The organism is Streptomyces phaeoluteigriseus, assembly GCF_001896135.2.
GTDB classification, from domain to species: domain Bacteria; phylum Actinomycetota; class Actinomycetes; order Streptomycetales; family Streptomycetaceae; genus Streptomyces; species Streptomyces phaeoluteigriseus.
This window is the reverse complement of record NZ_MPOH02000017.1, coordinates 321,376-341,074: the sequence shown is the minus strand read 5'-3', so window position 1 is coordinate 341,074 and position 19,699 is coordinate 321,376. Positions and strand designations below refer to the sequence as shown.

At 70.2% G+C, this 19,699-nt stretch carries 17 protein-coding genes and 1 pseudogene; 11 read left to right on the top strand and 7 right to left on the bottom strand.

The features are described 5' to 3' along the window. Nucleotides 1-260: 260 nt before the first annotated feature. Nucleotides 261-1,265, top strand: coding sequence for a TIGR03885 family FMN-dependent LLM class oxidoreductase (locus tag BM536_RS29035; protein WP_073495974.1), 1,005 nt, complete (start codon nt 261-263; stop codon nt 1,263-1,265). Then, nucleotides 1,256-2,956: an alpha-amylase family protein gene (locus BM536_RS29030; RefSeq protein ID WP_073495972.1), complete on the top strand. Its 1,701-nt coding sequence runs from the start codon at nt 1,256-1,258 to the stop codon at nt 2,954-2,956. The genes BM536_RS29035 and BM536_RS29030 overlap by 10 nt, the downstream gene beginning before the upstream one ends. Here BM536_RS29030 and BM536_RS29025 read toward each other — a convergent pair. Then, nucleotides 2,943-3,188, bottom strand: coding sequence for a hypothetical protein (locus tag BM536_RS29025; protein ID WP_073495970.1), 246 nt, complete (start codon nt 3,186-3,188; stop codon nt 2,943-2,945). The two genes, BM536_RS29030 and BM536_RS29025, sit on opposite strands and share 14 nt — an antisense overlap. Before the next feature lie 97 nt (nt 3,189-3,285). Between BM536_RS29025 and BM536_RS29020 the strand changes: the two genes are divergently transcribed. After that, nucleotides 3,286-3,786 (top strand): hypothetical protein, encoded by a 501-nt coding sequence (locus BM536_RS29020; protein ID WP_079275103.1) that lies wholly within the window; start codon nt 3,286-3,288, stop codon nt 3,784-3,786. A 308-nt stretch (nt 3,787-4,094) separates the two neighbouring features. Continuing rightward, a complete protein-coding gene (gene ppk2, locus BM536_RS29015) occupies nt 4,095-5,084 on the top strand; it encodes a polyphosphate kinase 2 (RefSeq protein WP_073495969.1) in 990 nt (329 codons plus the stop codon). 167 nt (nt 5,085-5,251) lie between these two features. Here the strand turns inward: ppk2 and BM536_RS29010 are convergent, their stop codons facing one another. Together BM536_RS29010 and BM536_RS29005 are read right to left on the bottom strand one after the other, a co-directional pair. Further along, complete coding sequence (locus BM536_RS29010) at nt 5,252-5,599, bottom strand: DUF3140 domain-containing protein (RefSeq protein ID WP_281258601.1); 348 nt, start codon at nt 5,597-5,599, stop codon at nt 5,252-5,254. Nucleotides 5,600-5,606: 7 nt separating this feature from the next. Next, complete coding sequence (locus tag BM536_RS29005) at nt 5,607-5,840, bottom strand: hypervirulence associated TUDOR domain-containing protein (protein ID WP_073495981.1); 234 nt, start codon at nt 5,838-5,840, stop codon at nt 5,607-5,609. Between the two features lie 687 nt (nt 5,841-6,527). On the opposite strand from BM536_RS29005, the gene BM536_RS29000 reads away from it, so the two are divergent. The 5 genes and pseudogenes from BM536_RS29000 to BM536_RS28975 form a co-directional block, all read left to right on the top strand. Continuing rightward, a complete protein-coding gene (locus tag BM536_RS29000; protein WP_245873854.1) occupies nt 6,528-7,178 on the top strand; it encodes a hypothetical protein in 651 nt (216 codons plus the stop codon). Then, the gene (locus BM536_RS43300; RefSeq protein WP_245873853.1) at nt 7,175-7,384 is read left to right on the top strand and encodes a hypothetical protein; all 210 of its coding nucleotides are present in this window, start codon (nt 7,175-7,177) and stop codon (nt 7,382-7,384) included. Before BM536_RS29000 ends, BM536_RS43300 begins: the two co-directional genes overlap by 4 nt. Nucleotides 7,385-8,194: 810 nt before the next feature. Continuing rightward, a complete protein-coding gene (locus tag BM536_RS43295; RefSeq protein WP_245873852.1) occupies nt 8,195-9,316 on the top strand; it encodes a phage holin family protein in 1,122 nt (373 codons plus the stop codon). Next, the gene (locus tag BM536_RS28985; protein ID WP_073495967.1) at nt 9,292-9,963 is read left to right on the top strand and encodes a DUF3618 domain-containing protein; all 672 of its coding nucleotides are present in this window, start codon (nt 9,292-9,294) and stop codon (nt 9,961-9,963) included. Before BM536_RS43295 ends, BM536_RS28985 begins: the two co-directional genes overlap by 25 nt. 818 nt (nt 9,964-10,781) lie before the next feature. After that, nucleotides 10,782-11,111: pseudogene (locus BM536_RS28975) on the top strand (MFS transporter); the annotation flags it as partial. Nucleotides 11,112-11,826: 715 nt separating this feature from the next. On the opposite strand, the gene leuE reads toward BM536_RS28975, so the two are convergent. Beyond that, nucleotides 11,827-12,477 carry a leucine efflux protein LeuE gene (leuE, locus tag BM536_RS28970; protein WP_073495965.1) on the bottom strand — a complete coding sequence of 217 codons (651 nt, stop codon included), beginning with the start codon at nt 12,475-12,477 and terminating at the stop codon, nt 11,827-11,829. 774 nt (nt 12,478-13,251) lie between these two features. On the opposite strand from leuE, the gene BM536_RS28965 reads away from it, so the two are divergent. Further along, complete coding sequence (locus BM536_RS28965; protein WP_094103690.1) at nt 13,252-15,057, top strand: serine/threonine-protein kinase; 1,806 nt, start codon at nt 13,252-13,254, stop codon at nt 15,055-15,057. A gap of 417 nt (nt 15,058-15,474) precedes the next feature. On the opposite strand, the gene BM536_RS28955 is transcribed toward BM536_RS28965, so the two are convergent. Next, on the bottom strand, nt 15,475-15,924 hold the full coding sequence (locus BM536_RS28955) for a spore-associated protein (RefSeq protein WP_073495959.1): 450 nt from the start codon (nt 15,922-15,924) through the stop codon (nt 15,475-15,477). Between the two features lie 507 nt (nt 15,925-16,431). Then, complete coding sequence (locus BM536_RS28950; protein ID WP_073495957.1) at nt 16,432-17,118, bottom strand: alpha/beta fold hydrolase; 687 nt, start codon at nt 17,116-17,118, stop codon at nt 16,432-16,434. Between the two features lie 223 nt (nt 17,119-17,341). On the opposite strand from BM536_RS28950, the gene BM536_RS28945 reads away from it, so the two are divergent. After that, entirely contained in the window at nt 17,342-18,301 is a 960-nt protein-coding gene (locus BM536_RS28945; protein ID WP_094103689.1) for a helix-turn-helix transcriptional regulator, read from the top strand. Nucleotides 18,302-18,368: 67 nt separating this feature from the next. On the opposite strand, the gene BM536_RS28940 is transcribed toward BM536_RS28945, so the two are convergent. Continuing rightward, nucleotides 18,369-19,592, bottom strand: coding sequence for a phospholipase D-like domain-containing protein (locus BM536_RS28940; protein WP_073495953.1), 1,224 nt, complete (start codon nt 19,590-19,592; stop codon nt 18,369-18,371). Between the last annotated feature and the right edge of the window lie 107 nt (nt 19,593-19,699).

The following is a 19,699-nucleotide window of genomic DNA, read 5'->3' as shown; positions in this document are numbered from 1 at the left end:
GTGCCCGACGCGGCTCACCCGCGCCCGCACCGGCCCGCGCCCGCACCGGCCCGCGCCCGCATCGGCCCGCGCCCGCATCGGCCCGCGCCCGCATCGGCCCACGCCGATCCGAAGGCGCCTGGCGGCCCTGCACCTTCACGACGCGGCCTGGCGGCCCTGCACCTTCACCACACGCATCGTGCGCCTCGGACGTCGTCATGGCGTCGACGTCCGTGGGGTCGGCCCACGGTGAGGGGCCGTTCCAGGGGTAGTCGCTTGCCATGACTGTCTACGGATTGCACGCCTCGCACGAACAGATCCCGCCCGCTGATCTCCTCGACGCCGTGGTTCGTGCGGAACAGGCGGGCTTCACCGCCGCCATGTGCTCGGACCACTTCTCGCCGTGGAGCGTACGCCAAGGGGAGTCCGGCTTCGCCTGGTCATGGCTGGGTGCCGCCCTCCAGGCCACCGACCAGGTGCCGTTCGGTGTGGTGAACGCCCCCGGTCAGCGCTACCACCCCGCGGTCGTCGCCCAGGCGATCGCCACCCTCGCATCCATGAACCCGGGCCGGTTCTGGGCCGCACTGGGCACCGGCGAGGCCTCCAACGAGCACATCACGGGCACGGGTTGGCCGCGCAAGGACACGCGTACCGCGCGACTGCGCGAGTGTGTCGACGTCATCCGGGCGCTGCTGCGAGGAGAGGAGGTCAGCCACGACGGCCTGGTGAGCGTGGACCGGGCCAGGCTGTGGACGCTGCCCCCCGACGTACCGCCGCTGATCGGAGCCGCTTGCAGCACCGCCACCGCTGCCTGGTGCGCCGAGTGGGCGGACGGACTGATCACGGTCAACGCCCCGCCGGAACGGCTGCGCGAGATCGTCGGTGCGTACCGTGACGCGGGCGGCCGCGGGCCCCTCCACCTTCAGGTACACCTGAGCTGGGCACCCGACGAGGAGGAAGCCCTCGCGCTGGCCCACGATCAGTGGCGTACCAACGTCCACGCCCCGCCGGTCAGTTGGGACCTGGACTCCGCGGAACTCTTCGACATCGTCAGTGAGCACGTCACTCCCGAGCAGGTGGCCCGCACCGTCGACGTCTCTTCCGACCTCGGCCGGCACACCGCCCGGCTGCAGGAGTACGCCGACCTCGGCTTCGACGCGGTCATGCTGCACCACGTGGGCCGCGAACAGAGCGCGTTCATCGATGCGTTCGGTGCCGAGGTCCTGCCGCAACTCGACGTGACCCGCCCGATCCCCGCCACGGCGAAGGAGTACCGATGCGTCTGACGCGCACGTCCGACCTGTGGTGGAAGAACGCGGTGGTGTACTGCCTGGACGTCGAGACGTACCAGGACGGCAACGGCGACGGCATCGGCGACTTCGCGGGGCTCACGCAGCGCATCGACCACCTGGTGCGGCTCGGTGTGACCTGCGTGTGGCTGATGCCGTTCTATCCGACGCGGGAGCGCGACGACGGCTACGACATCACGGACTTCTACGGGGTGGACCCGCGCCTGGGAACCCTCGGGGACTTCACCGAGTTCGTCCGCACCGCACGGGACCGTGGCATCCGCGTGATCGCCGATCTCGTCGTCAACCACACCTCCGAGGACCACCCCTGGTTCCGGGACGCCCGCTCCGGCCGGGACTCCGCACACCGCGACTGGTACGTCTGGAAGGACGAGCCCCCCAAGGACGGTCCCGAGGGCGTGGTCTTCCCCGACGCGGAGGACAGTCTGTGGGAGTACGACGAGGCCAGCGGACAGTACTACCTGCATCGCTTCTACAAGCAGCAGCCCGACCTCAACGTCGCCAACCCCTTGGTCCGCGACGAGATCGCCCGCATCATGGGCTACTGGACGCAGCTGGGACTGTCCGGGTTCCGGGTCGACGCCGTGCCCTTCCTCCTGGAGACCGACGGGCAGAGCGACGCGGGAGCACTCCCCGACCCGCACGAGTTCCTCGCCGATCTGCGCGCCTTCCTCGGCCGCCGGAACGGCGAGTCGATCCTGCTGGGCGAGGTCAACCTCCCCTACGACGGCACCACCCGTTTCTTCGGCGATCCCTCGTCGGACCGCGGGGACGAACTCACCATGTGCTTCGACTTCGTCGCGATGCAGCAGATGTACCTGTCGATGGCGCGCAAGGACGCCAGGCCGCTGGCCGCCGCCCTGCGCGACCGCCCCGCCGCGCCGCGCGACGCCCACTGGGCCATGTTCGTGCGCAACCACGACGAACTCACTCTCGACAAACTCAGCGACGACGAACGGAGCGAGGTGTTCGCGGCTTTCGGTCCGGACAAGGACATGCAACTGTACGGCCGAGGGCTGCGCCGCAGGCTGCCACCCATGGTCGACGGCGACCAACGCCGCATCGAACTCGCCTACAGCCTGCTGTTCACCCTGCCGGGTACCCCTGTGCTCTTCTACGGAGAGGAACTCGGCATGGGCGAGAACCTGGCCGCCGAGGGACGCCAGGCCGTACGCACACCGATGCAATGGACCCCGGAGAAGGGCGCCGGGTTCTCCACCGCCGACCCGGACACCTTTCCCAACCCCCTGGTGGACTCCGAGTTCGGCCCCCGGAAGATCAACGTGTACGAGCAGAGCCGCGACCCCGGCTCCCTCCTCAGCCGCATGCGTCTGTTCATAGAACGCTACCGGGAGGCCCCCGAACTGGCCTGGGGCGACTACCGCCTGGTGGAGACGGGGGAGCGCTCGGTCCTGGCGCACGTCTGCAGCGCCGGAGACGGCACCGTGTTGGCCGTGCACAACTTCGCGGACCAGCCTGTCACCGTGCGGCTGGAGATGCGCGAGGCCCGAGCGGGAGGGCGGCTGACGGACCTGCTCGACGAGGCACACGCCGGTCTCAAGGCGTCCGACGACGGCATGTGGCACGTCGACCTGCCCGCCTACGGCTACCGGTGGCTCCGCCTCGGCACCCCGGCGGACGACCCCGCAAGAATCACTTCCGACTGACCTGCCCCCAGCGCGGGCTGGTGACCGCCCAGGTGACGAGCGGGTCGCACAGGCCCGCGGGCGACCGGGGCGCGGCCGGCAGCTCGTGGGCCACCATCCGGAAAGCCTGGCCGTCGAAGCACACAAGGTCCTCGTTCCCGCCGGACACGGTGTCCGCCGGCACGGAAAGGCGGACCAAAGACCACCAAGCACCAACCGCGTTGCCGATGGAAGGGAAGATCTGCGCGGACATCGGCGGAGTGGCGGAACCGACTGGCACGCCGTGACGTCTGGCACAGCGCGACCATGTCGTCGGGGGAGTCCGGGAACGTCCGAGAGGTGGCTGCGACGTGTTCGTCCTGTTGATGTATGCCGCCGTGCTTGCCATACCGCTCTGGGCCATCGCGGTCGTGGTGAAGCTGATATCGGTCGCCGTTCCCGGGCGCCGACCGGACTGGGCCAGGGACCTGCTGCGTTGGAGCGCGGGCATGGCGGCGATTGCGGCCGTCATGGTCTACGCGATCGGGCTCGGTTCGGTCCAGTGGGACGCGAGCGAAGCCGAGTCCGGGGCGGGGTCCGCCCCCGCCGATCCCTGCCGCTCCCTCCCGCCCGGCACACTCGACCGACTCGCCGGGCACGAACCGTCCTACTTCCCGCTGGGTTTCGACTGTCTGCTGGACGGCGGTCGCGTCGTCGCGGCCGACGGCCCCTACACCTCGCTCAACGCGCTGGCCGCTGCCTTCGCCTTCGCCGCGGTGCTCTTGCTGCTCGCGGTGGGGTTTCTCGATGAGTACCGGGCGCGTGCGGAGACGAAGGCGGGGAGGTCAGGCGCTTCGGAGGCACGGGCCTGACGGCGCTGGAGAGCCGAGGTGCGCTTGATCGGCATCGTCTGACACCTCCGTCGATACCCGCCCAGGACCGTGTACGGACGGTGAACGCGCCCAGCTGGTCGTCGTCATCCGGGTCGACCCATGGGCACCGCCCGGCACCGACACCGCTTCCCGATCTTCGGCGAGCACTGAATCGGCGCATCGCGCGCCGGCGGGACGCTCTGCCGTACGAAACCGACCGCATTTGCCCAGGTGATAAGTACGGCGTTTAGGGCAATCGCTCCCATGAAACCCAGAGGGCACGACCGGCCGCGCAGGGAGTGGGACACATGGACCGCGATGAGACTGAGGCACGCTTGCTGGAGGGCCTGACGGTCGACAACCGCAGACCGGAACAACCGATACTGCTGGACAGCGGTCGCGAACCGATCACTACCTGGCGGGAGAACTACCCCTACGACCGGAAAGTGACGCGCAAGGCGTACGAGCGGCGTAAGCGGGTCCTGCAAATCGAAATGCTCAAACTTCAGCGCTGGGTCAAGGAGACCGGCAGTCGCATGGTCCTGATATTCGAGGGCCGTGACGCGGCAGGAAAGGGCGGCACCATCCAGCGCTTCACCGAGCGCCTCAATCCGCGCGGCGCCAACATCGTGGCTCTGGACAAGCCCACTGAACGCGAAAAGGGACAGTGGTACTTCCAGCGCTACGTCAACCATCTCCCTGGACCAGGAGAAATCGTCTTCTTCGATCGCTCCTGGTACAACCGCGCGGGAGTCGAACGCGTTATGGGTTTTTGTACGCAGCGGGAATACGAACTTTTCCTCGAACAGTGCCCGGCGTTCGAGAAAATGCTGGTGGACGACGGGATTGTTCTCGTGAAATTCTGGTTCTCCGTGTCACAGGCGGAGCAGCGGACGCGCTTCGCGATCCGCCAGGTCGACCCGGTCCGACAGTGGAAGCTCTCACCCACCGACGTCCAGTCCCTTGATCTCTGGGACGAGTACACCACCGCCAAGGTGGAGATGTTCCGGGCCACTGACACGGAACACGCCCCGTGGACCGTCGTCAAGAGCAACGACAAGCGACGTGCCCGCCTCGAAGCCATGAGCAGTCTGCTCCACCGCATCGACTATGCGGCCAAGGACGCGGAAGTGGTCGGCAAGCCGGACCCGCTCATCGTCGGCGCCGCGGCCACCCTCCTCGAACCGGGGGAGGAGGACACGGCCCTCTCCCCGACCCCGCTCGCCGCCCAGGCCGGAGGCCCTGGGAACCACCCCGACACGGCGACCACCGCTGCGCGGGACGAAGGCGCGCGATAGCGAGGTGTCGCCGGGCGTGCCACCCTCGCCGCCGGAGCGGCGCCGACGGCCCGCGCCCTCGGCGGCGAGGACGCGCGCCCTTCCTGCGCCTTGCCGACGAGGCCTCGGGCCCTTCCTGTGCCAGGTCGACGCTGCGGCACCGGCTCGCTGCCCGATGTGGCGTCGTCCTACGACGGGTGGTCTTCGCCCGTCAGCGGATCGTGGCCCCAGTTCATGAGGGAGTGGCGCCAGCGGGTGTCGCGTACGTCTCCGGCGGGGCGCTGCGCGAGATGGCGGCGGATGTAGCCGACGACTTTGCGCATGTGCTGATGGTCGGCGTCCGTCAGGTCGTCCTTGCGGGTGTGGAGGATGCTGAGGATACGGCGGCCCGAGGCATGTCCGGTGGACTCGCCGCCGTCCTTGTGCTGTCCCGCGTCGAGGGATTCTGCTGTCTCCAGCCACTTCGCCAGTTGCGACGGCTTCATGTTGACCAGTTCACGGAACTCGTTCCACGTCTGCTGTTGCTGCTCGTCCACCTGAGGCTCACTTCTTGCGCTTCTTGAGGGCGGACGGCTTGTGGACGGCCGAGCGTCCTGACTTGTCGCTGCGTACCTCGTACTGCGGTTCTTCGGGTGAGGCGTCCACGGTGCGTCCGGCAGCCTTGGTCCGCTTGGTGATCTTCTTTTCGACCTTCCCCGTCGTTTCGCTGCCGTGGCTGTTCCAGGCCACGTTGTCGCCTTTGCGTGGGGCCTTGTCCTGGCCGTCGTCCTTGGTCACGCGTGCACCTCCTGATGTCGAGGCGCGGCCCCGGGTGTTCCGTGCCGGGGCTGCGGCCTGTGTGTTCACCTTGGAGGGCGGCCGGACGGACCGCATCCCGGACGCTCCCGACGATGGCCCCCGGGTGCGGCGTCCGGTGCCTTGTCCCCGGGGTGGTTCCTCACCGGCGGCGGTGAAGGCGACGTCGACGGCTGAGCCGTCGATCGTGAGGTTGGACAAGCACCCCGCACCTGTGTGGCGCGGGCTGTCGGTGACCGGCTCGCGGACGATCAGCGGCACCTCCGAGACGACGGTGGGCAAAGCGCGACGGCGGTAAGCGGGGAATCAGCCCTACTTGCTTCGGGCTGCCCGGTCACGGCCCGCCGGATGTCCGGGCGGCGGCGTCCCCGCGTCGGGTCAACGCGATGCTCTCGCCGGGTCGACGCGATGCTCCGGGTCTCGGCGGCGGCGAACGGCCTCGGCGGACCGGTCGGCGCGCCGTACGTGCCGTGTGGCGCGAGGCGGAGCGTCGGCGAACAACCCCTGGCAGTCGACATGTTGACGTGTCGCAGCTATGTCATGACGGCTTCCTGAAGGAGAGACGCATGCGACCTGCGGGTTGTGGGGTCCCTCGGAGTCGGCACGTAGCGGGGAACCGGCGGAGTACGCCGCCGGTTCCCCGCTACCCCGCCCCGGAAGGAACCTCCCGTGTTGAACCGCCACCTGCGCAGTGCCGTCGTCGCCACCGCCGCGATCACCGCCGGACTGCTGATGACGGCGTGCCAGAACGGCACCGACGACAGCGCGTCCGGCATAACCGGTACAGGGGTGGCAGGGGTCACCGAGAAGGAGACGGGATCCACGAACTCGAAGGGCGTCAGCGCTTCGTTCAAGAACGGAGAGGTCACCTACCGCGCCCCGGGCAAGTACATCGTGTCCGTACCGGGCAAGGGCGACCAGCAGTTCCTGGTCGCCGACGACACAGAGGTCTACGGCGCCGGCACGATCTGCGGCACGGCGGGTGCCGGGGTGGACGCGCCGTGCACGCTCGACCAGCTGGAGGCGGCCACCAAGGAGGACGCCGTGAGTGCCGACGTGGAGATGAGGAACGACGCCGTGAGTGCCGACGTGGAGATGAGGAACGGTATCGCGACCCTCGGACCGAGCGGCGAGCCGCCCAGCAGGACGCCGGTTCCGGGACGGGTTCCGGGTCCTCAGGTTGGGGTTCGGACTCCGGCTCGTCGTCCGGCTCCGGCGACACCGTCATCGAGGGCATGGACAAGGGCAAGGGCGTCGACGGAACCTGGTTCGGCCACGTCTCCTATCTGGCGCCGGGCAAGTACACCGTCTCCGACATGAAGGGCGTCGAGCAGCAGTTCCTCCTCGCCGAGGACACCGAGATCTGGGGCTACGGCGACATCTGCGGTGACACGAGCACGGATGAAGGAGGCCAGGGCGGCACCGAGTGCACCGAGATCGAACTGGAGGATGCCGCCAAGAAGGGCTTCAGCGCCGAGGTCGTGAGCAGCAAAGGCATCGCGACCACCATCCGCGACGACCACTGAGCCACGCGTCGCGGCGAGTCGTGGCGGGCCCGCGCCTTGCTGCGGGGCCCGCCACCGACTCGGGAGTGCTTGCTGCGGGGCCCGCACCGTCTCGGGAGTGCCCCGGATGCGGCCAGCCGGAAACGGTGTCCCGCCCCGACGCCGACGGCGTGCAACTGCTCACCCGCGGGCAGGGCCGTGATCGCCCCGGAAGAACAAGGGGCACCGCGATACCAGGACCGCGCCGTCGGCAGGCAGCGCCCACACCACCGGCGACAGACCGGCCAGCTTCTCCAGGACGCGGACGCGGCGACAGGACACGGCGGTACGTCTCGTGGTTGTACGGCTGAGGCCTAGCGGGATGCGGACGGTCATGATCACGTGGCAGATTCGTGTACCCGACCCGCGGTAGGTAGTCGATCGCCTCCCCCGTTCGGCGCGGGCGGCACCGACCGCAGCAGACCGTTCACGGCCGGCCGCGGCGGCGTGACGGCCGTCGAACCCCTGAGCCGGCGGAAGCACCCGCCGCGCTGTTCACCGTTGACGCTGGCGGTCCGTCCGGCTCGGACGGCATGCGTGGCGCCGACGCGCGGCTCGGCCACCGCCGCTGGCTGGCCGCCCACCACTCCGATCGTCGTCCGGGGTGTGGGCCGCCGCGCCCGTCGCCGCGCGCGTGGTGAGCGCGGACCACCCGGACCACCTTCCTTTATCTGCCTCAAGAAGTGTCATATGTGGATAAAGGGCCACTCGGAACGAGAAAGGACGGTTGTGCATGATGTCTGGCATACCGCCTCCGGAAGACACGCGACATCCGATGAGGAGAAGCCGCCGATGACTGAGTCCATACAGACCGGAACGGGGACCGGGACCACCCGGGAAAAGGCCAAGGCGGAGACCTCGGCAACGGCCGGCCAGGCCAAAGAGGCCGCGACCCAGGTGGCGGGAACCGCGGCAGAACAGGTCCAGAGCGTAGTCGGCGAAGCACGGCAGCAGGCGGGCACGGTCATCGAGGAACTGCGACACCGCGCGAAGAGCGAGGCCGAGGACCAGGCCAAGTGGGCTGCCGACACGCTGCGGCAGTGGGCGAGTGATCTCTCCGGCATGGCCGAGAACGCCCAGGGTGACTCGCCCGCCCGCAGTCTCGCCACCAAGGCGGCCGACAAGGGTCACCGGGCGGCCGACTACCTGGACGAGCAGGGCGTTGACGGCCTTGTCTCCAACCTCCAGGGGTTCGCCCGCCGCCGACCCGGGGCCTTCCTCGGGGGTGCCGTGCTGGCAGGACTGGCTGTCGGGCGCCTGGCGCGGGTGGCGGGATCCGCCAGAACCGGTGGAGACGGGCAGCAACAAGCCGCCCCGGCACCGGACCAAGGCACTCTCGCCGCCCCGCCGCCCCGCTCCTGCCGACCGGTCCCCCCACCGGGGCCGTCCGTCACGCCCCTCCGCAGGCGCCGTCCGTTCCGCCGGTCCCCCCGGTCACCGGTACGCCGCCCGACGGCACACCGGGTCGTCCGTACCCGGAGGTGTGACATGGCTTCGATCTCCCCCATGCCGCCCGGCTCGGCCGAGCCGCAGGGGCAGGACCGATCCATGGGGCAACTGGTGTCCGTGGTGACTGCGGACCTCCAGACGCTCCTCCGTCAGGAGGTCGAACTGGCCAAGACGGAGATCAAGGAAGAGGCGACGAAGGCGGGCAAGGCCGCCGGGATGTTCGGCGGTGCGGGTTTCGCCGGCTACATGGTCCTGCTGTTCCTGTCGCTGGCCGCCGTACTCGGTCTGGCCAACGTGATGGACGGGGGCTGGGCCGCCCTGATCGTCACCGCCGTGTGGGCCGTCGTGGCGGCCGTGCTGTACCAGAAGGGCCGCCAACGAATGAGCACCGTCTCCCCGAAGCCCGAGCGAACCGTCGAAACCATGAAGGAGAACGCGGAATGGGCACGTCACCCGACCAAATGAGGGCCGAGATCGAGGCCACCCGCGGCCGGCTGTCCGCGGACGTGGACCAGCTCGCCGATCGAACCAGCCCTCGACGGGCGGTACACCGCCGCAAGGAGAGGATGCGCGGCGCCGTGTCGGGCATCCGTGAGCGGGTCATGGGCACGGCGTCGGACACCGCACATGGAGTGACCGGCACGGCGCAGTCCGCGGCCGGTTCCCTCCAGGAAGGCACCGGACGGGCGGCCGACTCGGTGCGCGCCACCGCCGGCCAGGCCGGCCAGGCCGTACAGCAGGCGCCCGACCTGGCCCGCCGTCAGACGCGCGGCAACCCGCTGGCGGCCGGCCTGGTCGCCTTCGGCGTCGGGGTGCTGGCCTCCTCCCTGCTGCCCGCCTCCGAGGCTGAGCAACAAAAGGCCTCCCAGCTCATGGAGAGTGATGCGCTGGAGCCGGTCAAGCAGGCCGTCGGCGAGTCCGCGCAGCACCTGAAGGAAGGTGCCAAGGAGGTGACCCAGAGTGCCGCCGCCGAGGTGAAGGACAGTGCCGCACAGGCCGCCCGCACCACACAGGAAGAGGCGCGCGACCAGGCGGGGCAGGTCACGGAACAGGCACGCGACTCGGGCCGAAACCTCGCGGACGAGGCGCGCCAAAGCTCCGGACCGGGCTGAGGCCCGCGTCGAGAAGCCGCAGGGGCGGTGGCCGCGCAGGCACGCCGACGCAAGGGTGCACTGCGAGAAGGCCGCCGCCCGTCGGCGCCGCCGCCCCCGTACCGGCTGATGAGAGCGGAACGGGGGCTGTCGCCGTGCATGGGCCCGCGGAGCCGCCCCCACACCAATGCGGAGTGGTGCTGCCGGCAGCACCAGCGGCACCACCGCTCATACCGGTACTGGCGTCCTTGGTCCGCCGGGCCGGGAGGGCGGGAGCGGCGCGACCATCGGCACCCCGGCGAAGTGGGTCCTGCCCGAGCCCGCGTACCAGCCGCCACCGCCCGGCAACGGGACGAGTCCCTCGGCCGGGGTGAAGGCCAGGGGCTGGTCGGCTGGAGCACGGCCTCCGAGAGGCCAAGGAGCGCAGGCTCGTGATCGGCTGGTATGGGGTCGGCGACCATACGGCTGAACGCTTCGCGGTCGGGGTAGCGAACCGCGAGTACCCCGTCGTAGCACTGCCTCTGCTCGGCGACCAGGGGGCGTGGCCGTCGCCGGCGTAGAGCACCTCGCTCCGTACCGTTTCACGAAGGCGCCCGCCCGTCGTGAGTCCTCCTGGGAGGAGGCGCGGCCGCCGGGCGCGAAGCGCGGCAGATTGAGCAGGACCATCGGCCGGGTGATGTCCGGCCCTTTCCGAAGTCCGGTCGCCATACCCGGGTCCAGAGCGCAGATCATCGGGGGCCACGCGCATGGATTCTGATGGCCGCGAGCCCGCGTACCTGCGCACCCGACGACCACCCAACGACCGCCCGGGGCCGGGGCCGGGGCCGCAGGAAGGTGTGCTGACGGACCTGGTCGGCGGCAACCTCCCGGCCGCCGTCCTGGACACGGCCAAGGACTCGGTGGGCGGCGGCCTCGCCGTCGCCGAACAGGTCGCGAAGAACCCCCAGGGCGGCCCTCAGCAGGCCCAGACCCTGGTCGACGCGGTCCACGAGTCCTTCGCCCACGCCATCGCCCACGCGAGCCTCGTCGGCGGCATCGTCATGGCCGTGGGAACCGTGGTCGTCCTCGTGGTCCTGCCCGGCCGAAAGGCCGACGGCAAGCACCATCAGGAGAAGCCGGCGGCACCGGAAGCCGACCAGGACGGGGAGTACGCCGACTCGGTCCGGTGACCCGGCGAACCTTCGGGAGCCCGCCCGACCTCGTTCCGGCGGGGCCGGGCCACGGGCGCCGCCCCGCGTACGGCGCGTACCGACGGGGCACGGGGCGGGGCAGCGGCCACGACGACGCCCCTCCGGTGCGCAGGCACAGAAGGGCACACGGTCCACGGTCCTATGGACGCCGACCAGCCCTCCCGGCACCTCCGCACCTGCTCGACGCGTTCTCCGGACGGCCCGCAGCAGGCCGCCGCACCCAGCACACTCGCCTGGTCGGGACCGCGACGGGGCGTCATACGGGTACGGGAGGCCACCGAGACCCCCGCTCCGCGCGCCGTGCCCTCCGTGCCGCGGTCTCCGGGCGCTTTGCGGGCGAGCGCCTGGTGATCTCCGCGGGCAACCTGACGGACCGTTCGGAGCAGGTAGCCCGCGGCACCGCGAGGACCGGAGCGTCGTGCGAGAAGCCGGATGGTGCCAACTGCCTGGCGGCCGAACGCGGGTCGCTGATCCGGGACTTCACACCGGTGGGTCCGGTGTCGTCCCGGACGACCAGCGGCCGTGTGGGAACGCTGGTGGGTGAGAACCGGGGTGGCACCGCCGGCCCCGGTTGCCTACTGCTCCCACGGGCCGCCGTCAGGGGGCTCCCCATCGCGTTCCGTGCGCGACCGCCGGCCGGTTCCTGTACGACCCCGGCGCCCGCCGCCACAGTGGCAGTCACGCGCTTCACAGGTCAGGCGTTGGCCAGCGACAGTTTGAGGGCGAACCCGAGGAAAAGTGCCCCCGCGGCCGATGTGGCGCCCGCGGCCAGCCGCTTGCGCCGCCGGAACGCTGCCGCAAGGCGCGTCCCGCTGAAGATCAGCGCGCTGAGGTACAGCACGCTCGCCAACTGCGCGAACATCCCGAGGAAGACGAACGACAGGGCCGGGTGCGCGTAGCCGGGGTCGACGAACTGCACGAAGAACGCGACGAAGAACAAGATCGCTTTCGGGTTGAAGAGGCTGATGACGAGAGCCCGCAGGAAGGGCCGCTCGTCGGTGACGGCGGCGGACGGGACGCTGGGCGTGCTCCGCTCCCGCCGGCTGCGCCACATCCCCCGCGCGGCCCGGAGCATCCCGACGGCGAGCCACGTCAGGTAGCCGGCGCCCACGTATTTCACGATGCCGAAGACCAGGGCGTTGCCCTGGAGCAGCGAGGCGACACCGGCGGCGGAGAGCGTCATGAGCACGGCGTCGCCGCACCATACGCCGGCTGCGGCGGTGTAGCCCGGCCGCACCCCTCGCCGGGCGGCCACGGAGAGGACGTACAGCGAGTTGGGCCCGGGCAGCAGAATGATCAGGGCGAGGCCCGCCAGGTAGGTGGGGAGGTCGTTGACGCCGAACATGGCAGGAGTGTCGCACGCCGGTACGGGAAGCTCCCAGGGGTGCTGCGCCAAGTGTTCTCGACGGATTCGCGAGAACGCGGGTTGCCGAGGGCGGACCGTGAAGCGCCTGCCAGGGGACACGCCGTCCCCGCCGCAAGGGTCCCTTTCCGCGTCATTTGGTCGAGTGCGGCGTCAAGTCACGCAGCAGGGCGCACGACTCCCGTGCGGGAGCGGTTCCGAGGGGCGATGCGGGGGTGTCGGCTCGCCGTGCGGCCGATGGGGACGGCGCGCGGGTGCTCGGGGCGGCAGCGTCACGCAGTCGGCCCTCCACGCAGGATCGCTCGGCTGTTCCGCGGCGGGCAACGAACCTGTGGCCCGGCATGTTCTGTGGTCCTCCGCCATTGGGGAAGGAGTGACGGCGCGGGCCGCGTCCTGCGTCAATGTGTTGCGGAAAGGCCTCGATTCGGCCTTCGTGTTCACAGCCGTACTCGTTTCACGGCGTGTCAGGAACTGACTGTTCTGGGTCGACTTTCGACGAGATCCAGGCGAATTGGTGACACCTGGTCGCTTGGTCGGGGGCGTGAAGGGCGTGCGAAGGGTCGCACATTTGCGCAGTAATTCACCTGATATCCCATGGGCGTATTTTCGCCAGTATGGTTGGCGGGCGACTGACGGAAAGGCACCGCGCTGGGGAGTTTCGGAGCTGCCGCACGTCGTCCGTAGCCGTGGGAGAAGAGAAGACCTCCGGCAGCCCGGTTGTCGTCGGGTTGCCCCAAGTCACCGGGGGGCGCAACCGTGCGGGTGCTTGCGGAACGCTACGAGCTGGTCGAGACGGTCGGGCGCGGCGGAATGGGAGAGGTCTGGCGTGCCATGGATCGGGAACTCGGCCGCACAGTGGCGGTGAAGGTGCTGCCGCAGGAACTCACCGGGCACGAGGATTTCCGTGTCCGGTTCCGCCGGGAGGCCCGCACCGTCGCCTCACTCAACCACCGCAACGTCGCCGTGCTGCACGATGTCGGCGAGGATGTCACGGAGGGGGAAGCGACGCCGTTCCTGGTCATGGAGTTCATCCAGGGCCGCACGCTTACCGGTGTGCTCGCCGACGGGCTGTTCACGGTCGAACGGGCCATGTCCATCGGCAGGGACATCGCCGACGCCCTCGCCCACAGCCATGCCCAGGGCCTGATCCACCGCGACATCAAGCCCTCCAACGTCATGCTGACGAACGAGGGCGGCATCAAGGTTCTCGACTTCGGCATCGCGAAGGTGGTCGCGGAGACGACCACCCGGCTCACGGCCACGGGCATGACCGTGGGCACCCCCGCCTACCTCTCTCCCGAGCAGCTCACCGGACAGCCGGTGGACGGGCGTTCCGACCAGTACTCCATGGGCTGCCTGCTGTACGAGTTGTTGACGGGCCGCCCGCCGTTCGTCGGCGACTCACCCTTCGCGGTGATGCACCAGCACATCAGTCAGGAGCCGGTCGCCCCCTCCCGGCTGCGCCCCCAGATCCCCTTGATGGTGGACGAACTCGTGCTCCGGACCCTGGCCAAGGATCGCGAGCAGCGGTGGGCCGGCACTGCGGACCTCCGGGAGGCGTTGGCCACGACCGTCACCGCGCTGAGTGTTCCGGCGGCCGTACGGCCGTCACACGGCGCCGCCTCGAGTCCGTTCGTGCCACCCGCCCCCGCCGTGCCGCCCGCACGGATGACCTTCGAGTCGCAGGCGGGCCCAGGGCACACCGCGCGGGCGCCCCGGCAGGAGACTCGTACGGCGTCGCCGCCGCCCTGTCCCGTCGTCCCGGCCCCCGGTACACCCCCCTCCGGCGAACCGAACGGCGTCGGGATGCCGTCCGCCCTGCCCGTGAACGCCGGCACCGCCTCCCCGCCGGACGAGGCGCGGTTCACGAACGCCGTCGGCAGGATGGTCGCCCTCCTGGGCATCGTCGTCTCCGGCATCGTCAGCCTCGGCCACCAGGAGGTGTCCCCGGATGAGGCCGACGTCCTCGTCGGCGTGTGGGTGGGTTCCGTCGTGCTCGGTCTCTGTCTCTTCCGGTGGCTTCCCCTCGCGTCGACTCTCGTGTGGTGGGGAGCGGGGGCTCTGGTGCTCGCGAGCGTCGCCGTCGGCGGCGCGGTCGACGACTACGACTACCACTCCGTGTCGGAGTCCGACTTCGGCACCCTCTACCGCTACGACTCCGCCTCCGGCGGCTACACCGAGTTGGAGGCCGACTCCTCCGGCTACACACTGTTCGAGGACGACTACAGCGGAGGGTACGCCTCCGCGGAGGCCGAGGTCAGCCACGACTTCACCGCTCACGACAGCATTGAGATCCTCGCCGCTCCTGTGCTCGTCCTGGGCATGCTGTGCCTCGTGCGGGCGCTGAGCCACCGACGCCCTTCACCTCTCGCGGCGGCGTCCGGTGTCACTCTGGGCGGGCTGGGGATCGGTTGGCTGGCCTTCGGCTCGGAGGAGCAGATCGGCGTGTTCTGCGTTGCCTGGGGCGCCCTCGTGATCGTCGCCGTCGTCCAGGGGATCCGCGCCCGCAGAAACAGCCCGCCACGTCCGCGCCGCCGCCTCCGGTTCGTCACGACCGAGTAGGTCACGTCGCCCGGTGCCCTTCGGTGGGGGTCCGCCCGCAAACGGATCTCGGGAACGGCGCTGGTGCCGTCAAGAAGGAAATCGCCGAGTTCTTCCGCACCGTCATGGGGCAGGACTCGGAACGCGCGGCCAGGTGCCACCAGTTCCTGACCGGGCTGTCCGGTACCGAGGAAGCGGGCCCGGCCGTCAGCTGAGGACAGTGGGCTGAGACGGGAAGGTTTGGAACGCACGCGTGCGCCCGCCTTCGGAACGGCCCTGGTGCATGGCCACAAGGTGGAGCGCCTCGGCCGAGGACCGGGGTGTGCGCCGGTGCGCCGGCCCTCCCGACCACAGCCTGCGGACTCTGCTCGGTTGCCCTGGCGGAACCCGATGGGTGCCGCCAGGGCGGGCCGGACCGCTACGGCCGTCTGCGGTGGGTCAGCGGGTCGAGGTGGTCCGGTGTTCCTTGAGAGAGGCGCAGTTGGAGCCGGTCACCTGCACGTGGGTGTTGGCGATGCTGCCACCCCAGTCGACGCAGTAGCCCTTGCCGATGACGTAGGAGGGCCCTGCGTACGAGGTGTAGCGCCCGTAGTCGTCGTCACCTTCGTTGGTGTCGGGGACGTAGATCCAGGCGGACATGTCCACGGCGGTGCCCGGGTTGTTCCGGATGGTGACGACGCAGTTGTTGCCGTTGCTGGCGTTGTACGCCAGGTAGACGGTGCCCAACGAGCCGACGGGGGCGGAGTTCACGGTCTTGTAGCCGCTTCCGCAGACCTTTCCCGGGGTGGTGTTGGGTACCGCCGAGGCGGGCGCCGCCAGTGCGGTGGTGGCCCCCACCGACAGAGCGGCCAGTGCGGTGGCGCCCAGCATGGAATGAATGAAGCGCATATTTCCCCCTTGTACGTGTAGGAGTTGGTTGCTCCTGCCTTATGTGACGGGCGGGGCCTTCGGATGGTTGTGCCGGAGTTACTGGCATTTTCAGCCGTAACCGGCGTCGTGGTTGGCTGAGTTGTGACGCAACCGGAGGGCCATGAGCGGTGCGTGCGGGTTCGGGCTGCGTGGGCTCACCCTCTCCCGGCCACGCGGGAAGTCGTGTGAAGGCGTCGACGCACCGCGCCGGAACCGCTGTAGGCCGTTGCTGACCAGGCGCCCAGGCCGGGGTGGTGAGCCGGTTCCGGCACCGGGCGGTACGACGTCCGCAGCACCCGTGCCCGCCGTTGCGCCGGCTGATGTGCCCGGCCGTTCCTACCGTGTACGCGGTAGCGCACCGCATCCACGAAGACGTTCTCGTCCGCACCGCGGCAGCGACGGGCTCGCGCCACGCCTGACCGGCGAAGCGGGACGGGCCGTGCCCGGCGCCCCACCGCTGCCGTCTGGCAGCTGTCGTCAAACCCCTCAGAGCGTGTCGGCCGCCGCGGCCAGGATCCGGGCCAGCTCGACAGGCTTGGTCACCATGGGCCAGTGGCCCGAGTCGATGTCGGCGAAGTCGACGTGCTTGGCGCGGGCAAGCTCCGGGATGTCACCGGCGTTGATCCACTCGCGCGCCTGGGCGGGAGTGAACTCCGGGCACACGAGCAGGACCGGGACGTCGAACCGGCGAACATCTCCCAGCCGCACCACCCCCCGTGCGACGCCCGCGGGCACGGGGATCGCGGCGGCTGCCAGCTCCCCTCTGGTCCTCTCGTCGAGATCGGAGGCGTCCGGCCCCTCGAAGGGGCTCCAGCCCGGGAAGGGCATGACGCCGTCTCGCACCTCGAAGAAGTCGGCATAGGGTGCACCGTCGGCGGACGGGAAACCCCCGATGAGGGCAACCTTCGCCAGCCGCTCCGGCCGCCGGTCCGCGGCCAGCCACGCGAGCGTGCAGGCCGCTGAATGCCCCACCACCATGAGCTCGCCCGGCGCCGCGTCCACCGCGGCGAGCACCGCCGCGACCTGGTCGTCGAGCGTGGCGGACACGGAGCCGTCACCCTGGCCCGGGAGAGTGAGCGGCACGGGGCGATGGCCGAGCGACTCCACCGCGGAGGCGACGCGGCCCCACACGGATCCGTTCAGCCACAAGCCGCCGATGAGCAGGATGTCCATGGTCAGTTTCCCTTCGTCAGCTTCACGGACGCCACCGTAGGAGGAGATCCGGACACTCCACTGCCGGTTGGTCCGGCGAGCCCATTGCCGGTCAGTCCGGCGAGCCCATCAACGCCCCGGGCGAACCGGTGGCTGGTCGTGGCGAGAGGCCCGCGACTCACCGCACGACCGAGCCTGCTCCGCGGATCTGGAAGGGCTGAGCCGAGCGGACTAGCCTGCTGCCGTGCCGAACGATCTCAGCCCCACAGCCCGGGCACTGCGCGCCCTGGGGATCCTCCAGGCCCGCCCCGGCACGACGGCCGGAGAACTCGCCGTGCGGCTGGATGTCACGGAGCGAGCCGCACGCCGGTATGTCGCGATCCTCCGTGAGGCGGGCATTCCGGTGCAGTCGGCCCGGGGTCCGCACGGCGGATACCGGCTGGGGCGCGGCACGCGACTGCCACCCGTGCACTTCACGCAGCCCGAAGCCCTCGGCCTGGTGATGGCGGTGCTCGACGGCCGGTCGGCCGCGGCCGACGACCTGGTCGGCAGCGCCCTGGAGAAGGTCGTCAACGCCCTGCCGGAGAGTGTCGGCCAGCAGGCTGCCCTGTTGCGCGAGTACGCGTCGGCGGCGCCGGACCCGTACTCGGTCCGCCCGGAACCGGCCGTCACCGGCCAGCTCGTGGAGGCCGTCGCGGCCCGGCGCCGCGTGTGGGTCACCTACTGCAGCGAGGCCGGCAACGAATGGGAGGCGGCGGTGGATCCCTGGTCCATCGTCGTCCGCCACGGGCGCTGGTACCTGCTCTGCCACTCCCATCGCGCGGACGCCGTCCGCAGCTACCGGGTCGACCGGGTTCGCGCGGTACGGCCGACCGGTCAGGAGTTCCGACCACCCAAGGGCCTCGATCCGGTCGCCGTGCTGGAGGAGAACCTGGGCCTGGGGTGGCAGTACCCCACGCACGTGGTGTTCGACGCCCCTGCGACCGAGGTGGCTCCGTGGATCCAGCCACCCATGGGACGACTTGAGCCCCGGGGAAACGGCTGCGCTCTCATCGGCAGCACGCGCAACCCGACCATGTACGCACAGGAATGGCTGGCGCGGGTGCCGCTCGCCTTCCGCATCGAGGGCGGACAGGAGTTGCGAACCGCGGTGGCGGCGCTCGGGGCGCGGCTCACCGCCGCGGCGGTGGCGGACCAGCCCTGACCTTCCTCCCGTCGTCGTGAACGAGGGCCGACGGCCCGCCCGGACGACACAAAGGCCCGCGGGTGCGTCACAGGAACCGGCGGATGGGCTGGACAGACAGTTCACGGGCCCGCTGGACGATCGAGCGTCTCTTCCACCTGTCCGCCTGGATCAGTTCACTGGAAGCCACGTCGTCGTCGAAGTGCTCATCAAGTGTCGCGGTGAACCTCGGGTCCAGGACGGCGAGCATGACCTCCTCGTCGTGATCGAGGGAGCGGCGGTTGAAGTTGGTCGAACCGACCAGTGCCGCGACGTGGTCGACGGTGACGACCTTGGCGTGCATCATCGTCGGCTGGTACTGGTATATCTTCACGCCGCACGCCGTGAGGTCCTCGTAGTAGTGCTGGCCGCCCAGTTGGCAGACCCGCTTGTCGGTGTGCGGCCCGGGCAGGACGATCTCCACCTCGACCCCGCGCCGCGCGGTGGCGCACAACAGCTCGATGAAGTACGCGTCCGGCGAGAAGTAGGCGGTGGCCAGCCGGACGCGCTCCTCGGCCGACTCCAGCATCACGCGGAGCAGGGTCTGCATGTCCTGCCAGCCGAAACTCGCCGAACCGCGCACCACCTGCACGATGGCGTCGCCTTGGGGGCGGTGTTCGACGAACCGGTCGCGCTCGTCGAAGAGTTCGTCGTGACACTCGGCCCAGTTCTGCGCGAACGCCGCGGCGATGCCGTCCACGGCGGGGCCTCGGACCTCGACGTGGGTGTCGCGCCACTCCTGCGGGTTACGGGCGTTGCCGCACCACTCCTCGGCGATCCCCACCCCACCGGTGAAGGCGGTCTCCTCGTCGACGACCAGGACCTTGCGGTGGCAGCGGTGGTTCTGCTTGAGGGGGGAGAGATACAGCGGCTTGCGGAACCATGCCACCTGCACCCCGGCCCGCTCCATCGTCTGCAGCTGCTCGGTCTCGATCAGCCGACTGCCGAAGCCGTCCAGCAGCAGCCGCACGCGCAGCCCGGCGCGGGCGCGCTCGGCGAGGGCCTGGGCGAACCGGCGGGCGATGTCGCCCTTCCAGTAGACGAACGTCATCATGTCCACCGTGTGCTCGGCCGATCGGATCGCGGCCAGCATCGCGGCGAAGATCTCGTCCCCGTTGCGCAGGACGGTCAGCGCATTGCCCTCGGTCGCGGCGATGCCTATCAATCGCTCCAGGCGCCGTCGTATCCGCGCGACGCGGTCCTCCGCGGAGGGCTCACCCGGTGCCTGGGTGGCGTGCAGCGGCAGCTCGGTCGGCTCCTGTGTACTGGTCATGGCATTCCCTGGCCGGCACACGATGAGGAAACGTCAGGCCGCGGTGCCCGGTCCGGCGCGGGCGTAGCGGCGAGCAGACTGTACCCCTGGGCGCCTGGACTACTGGT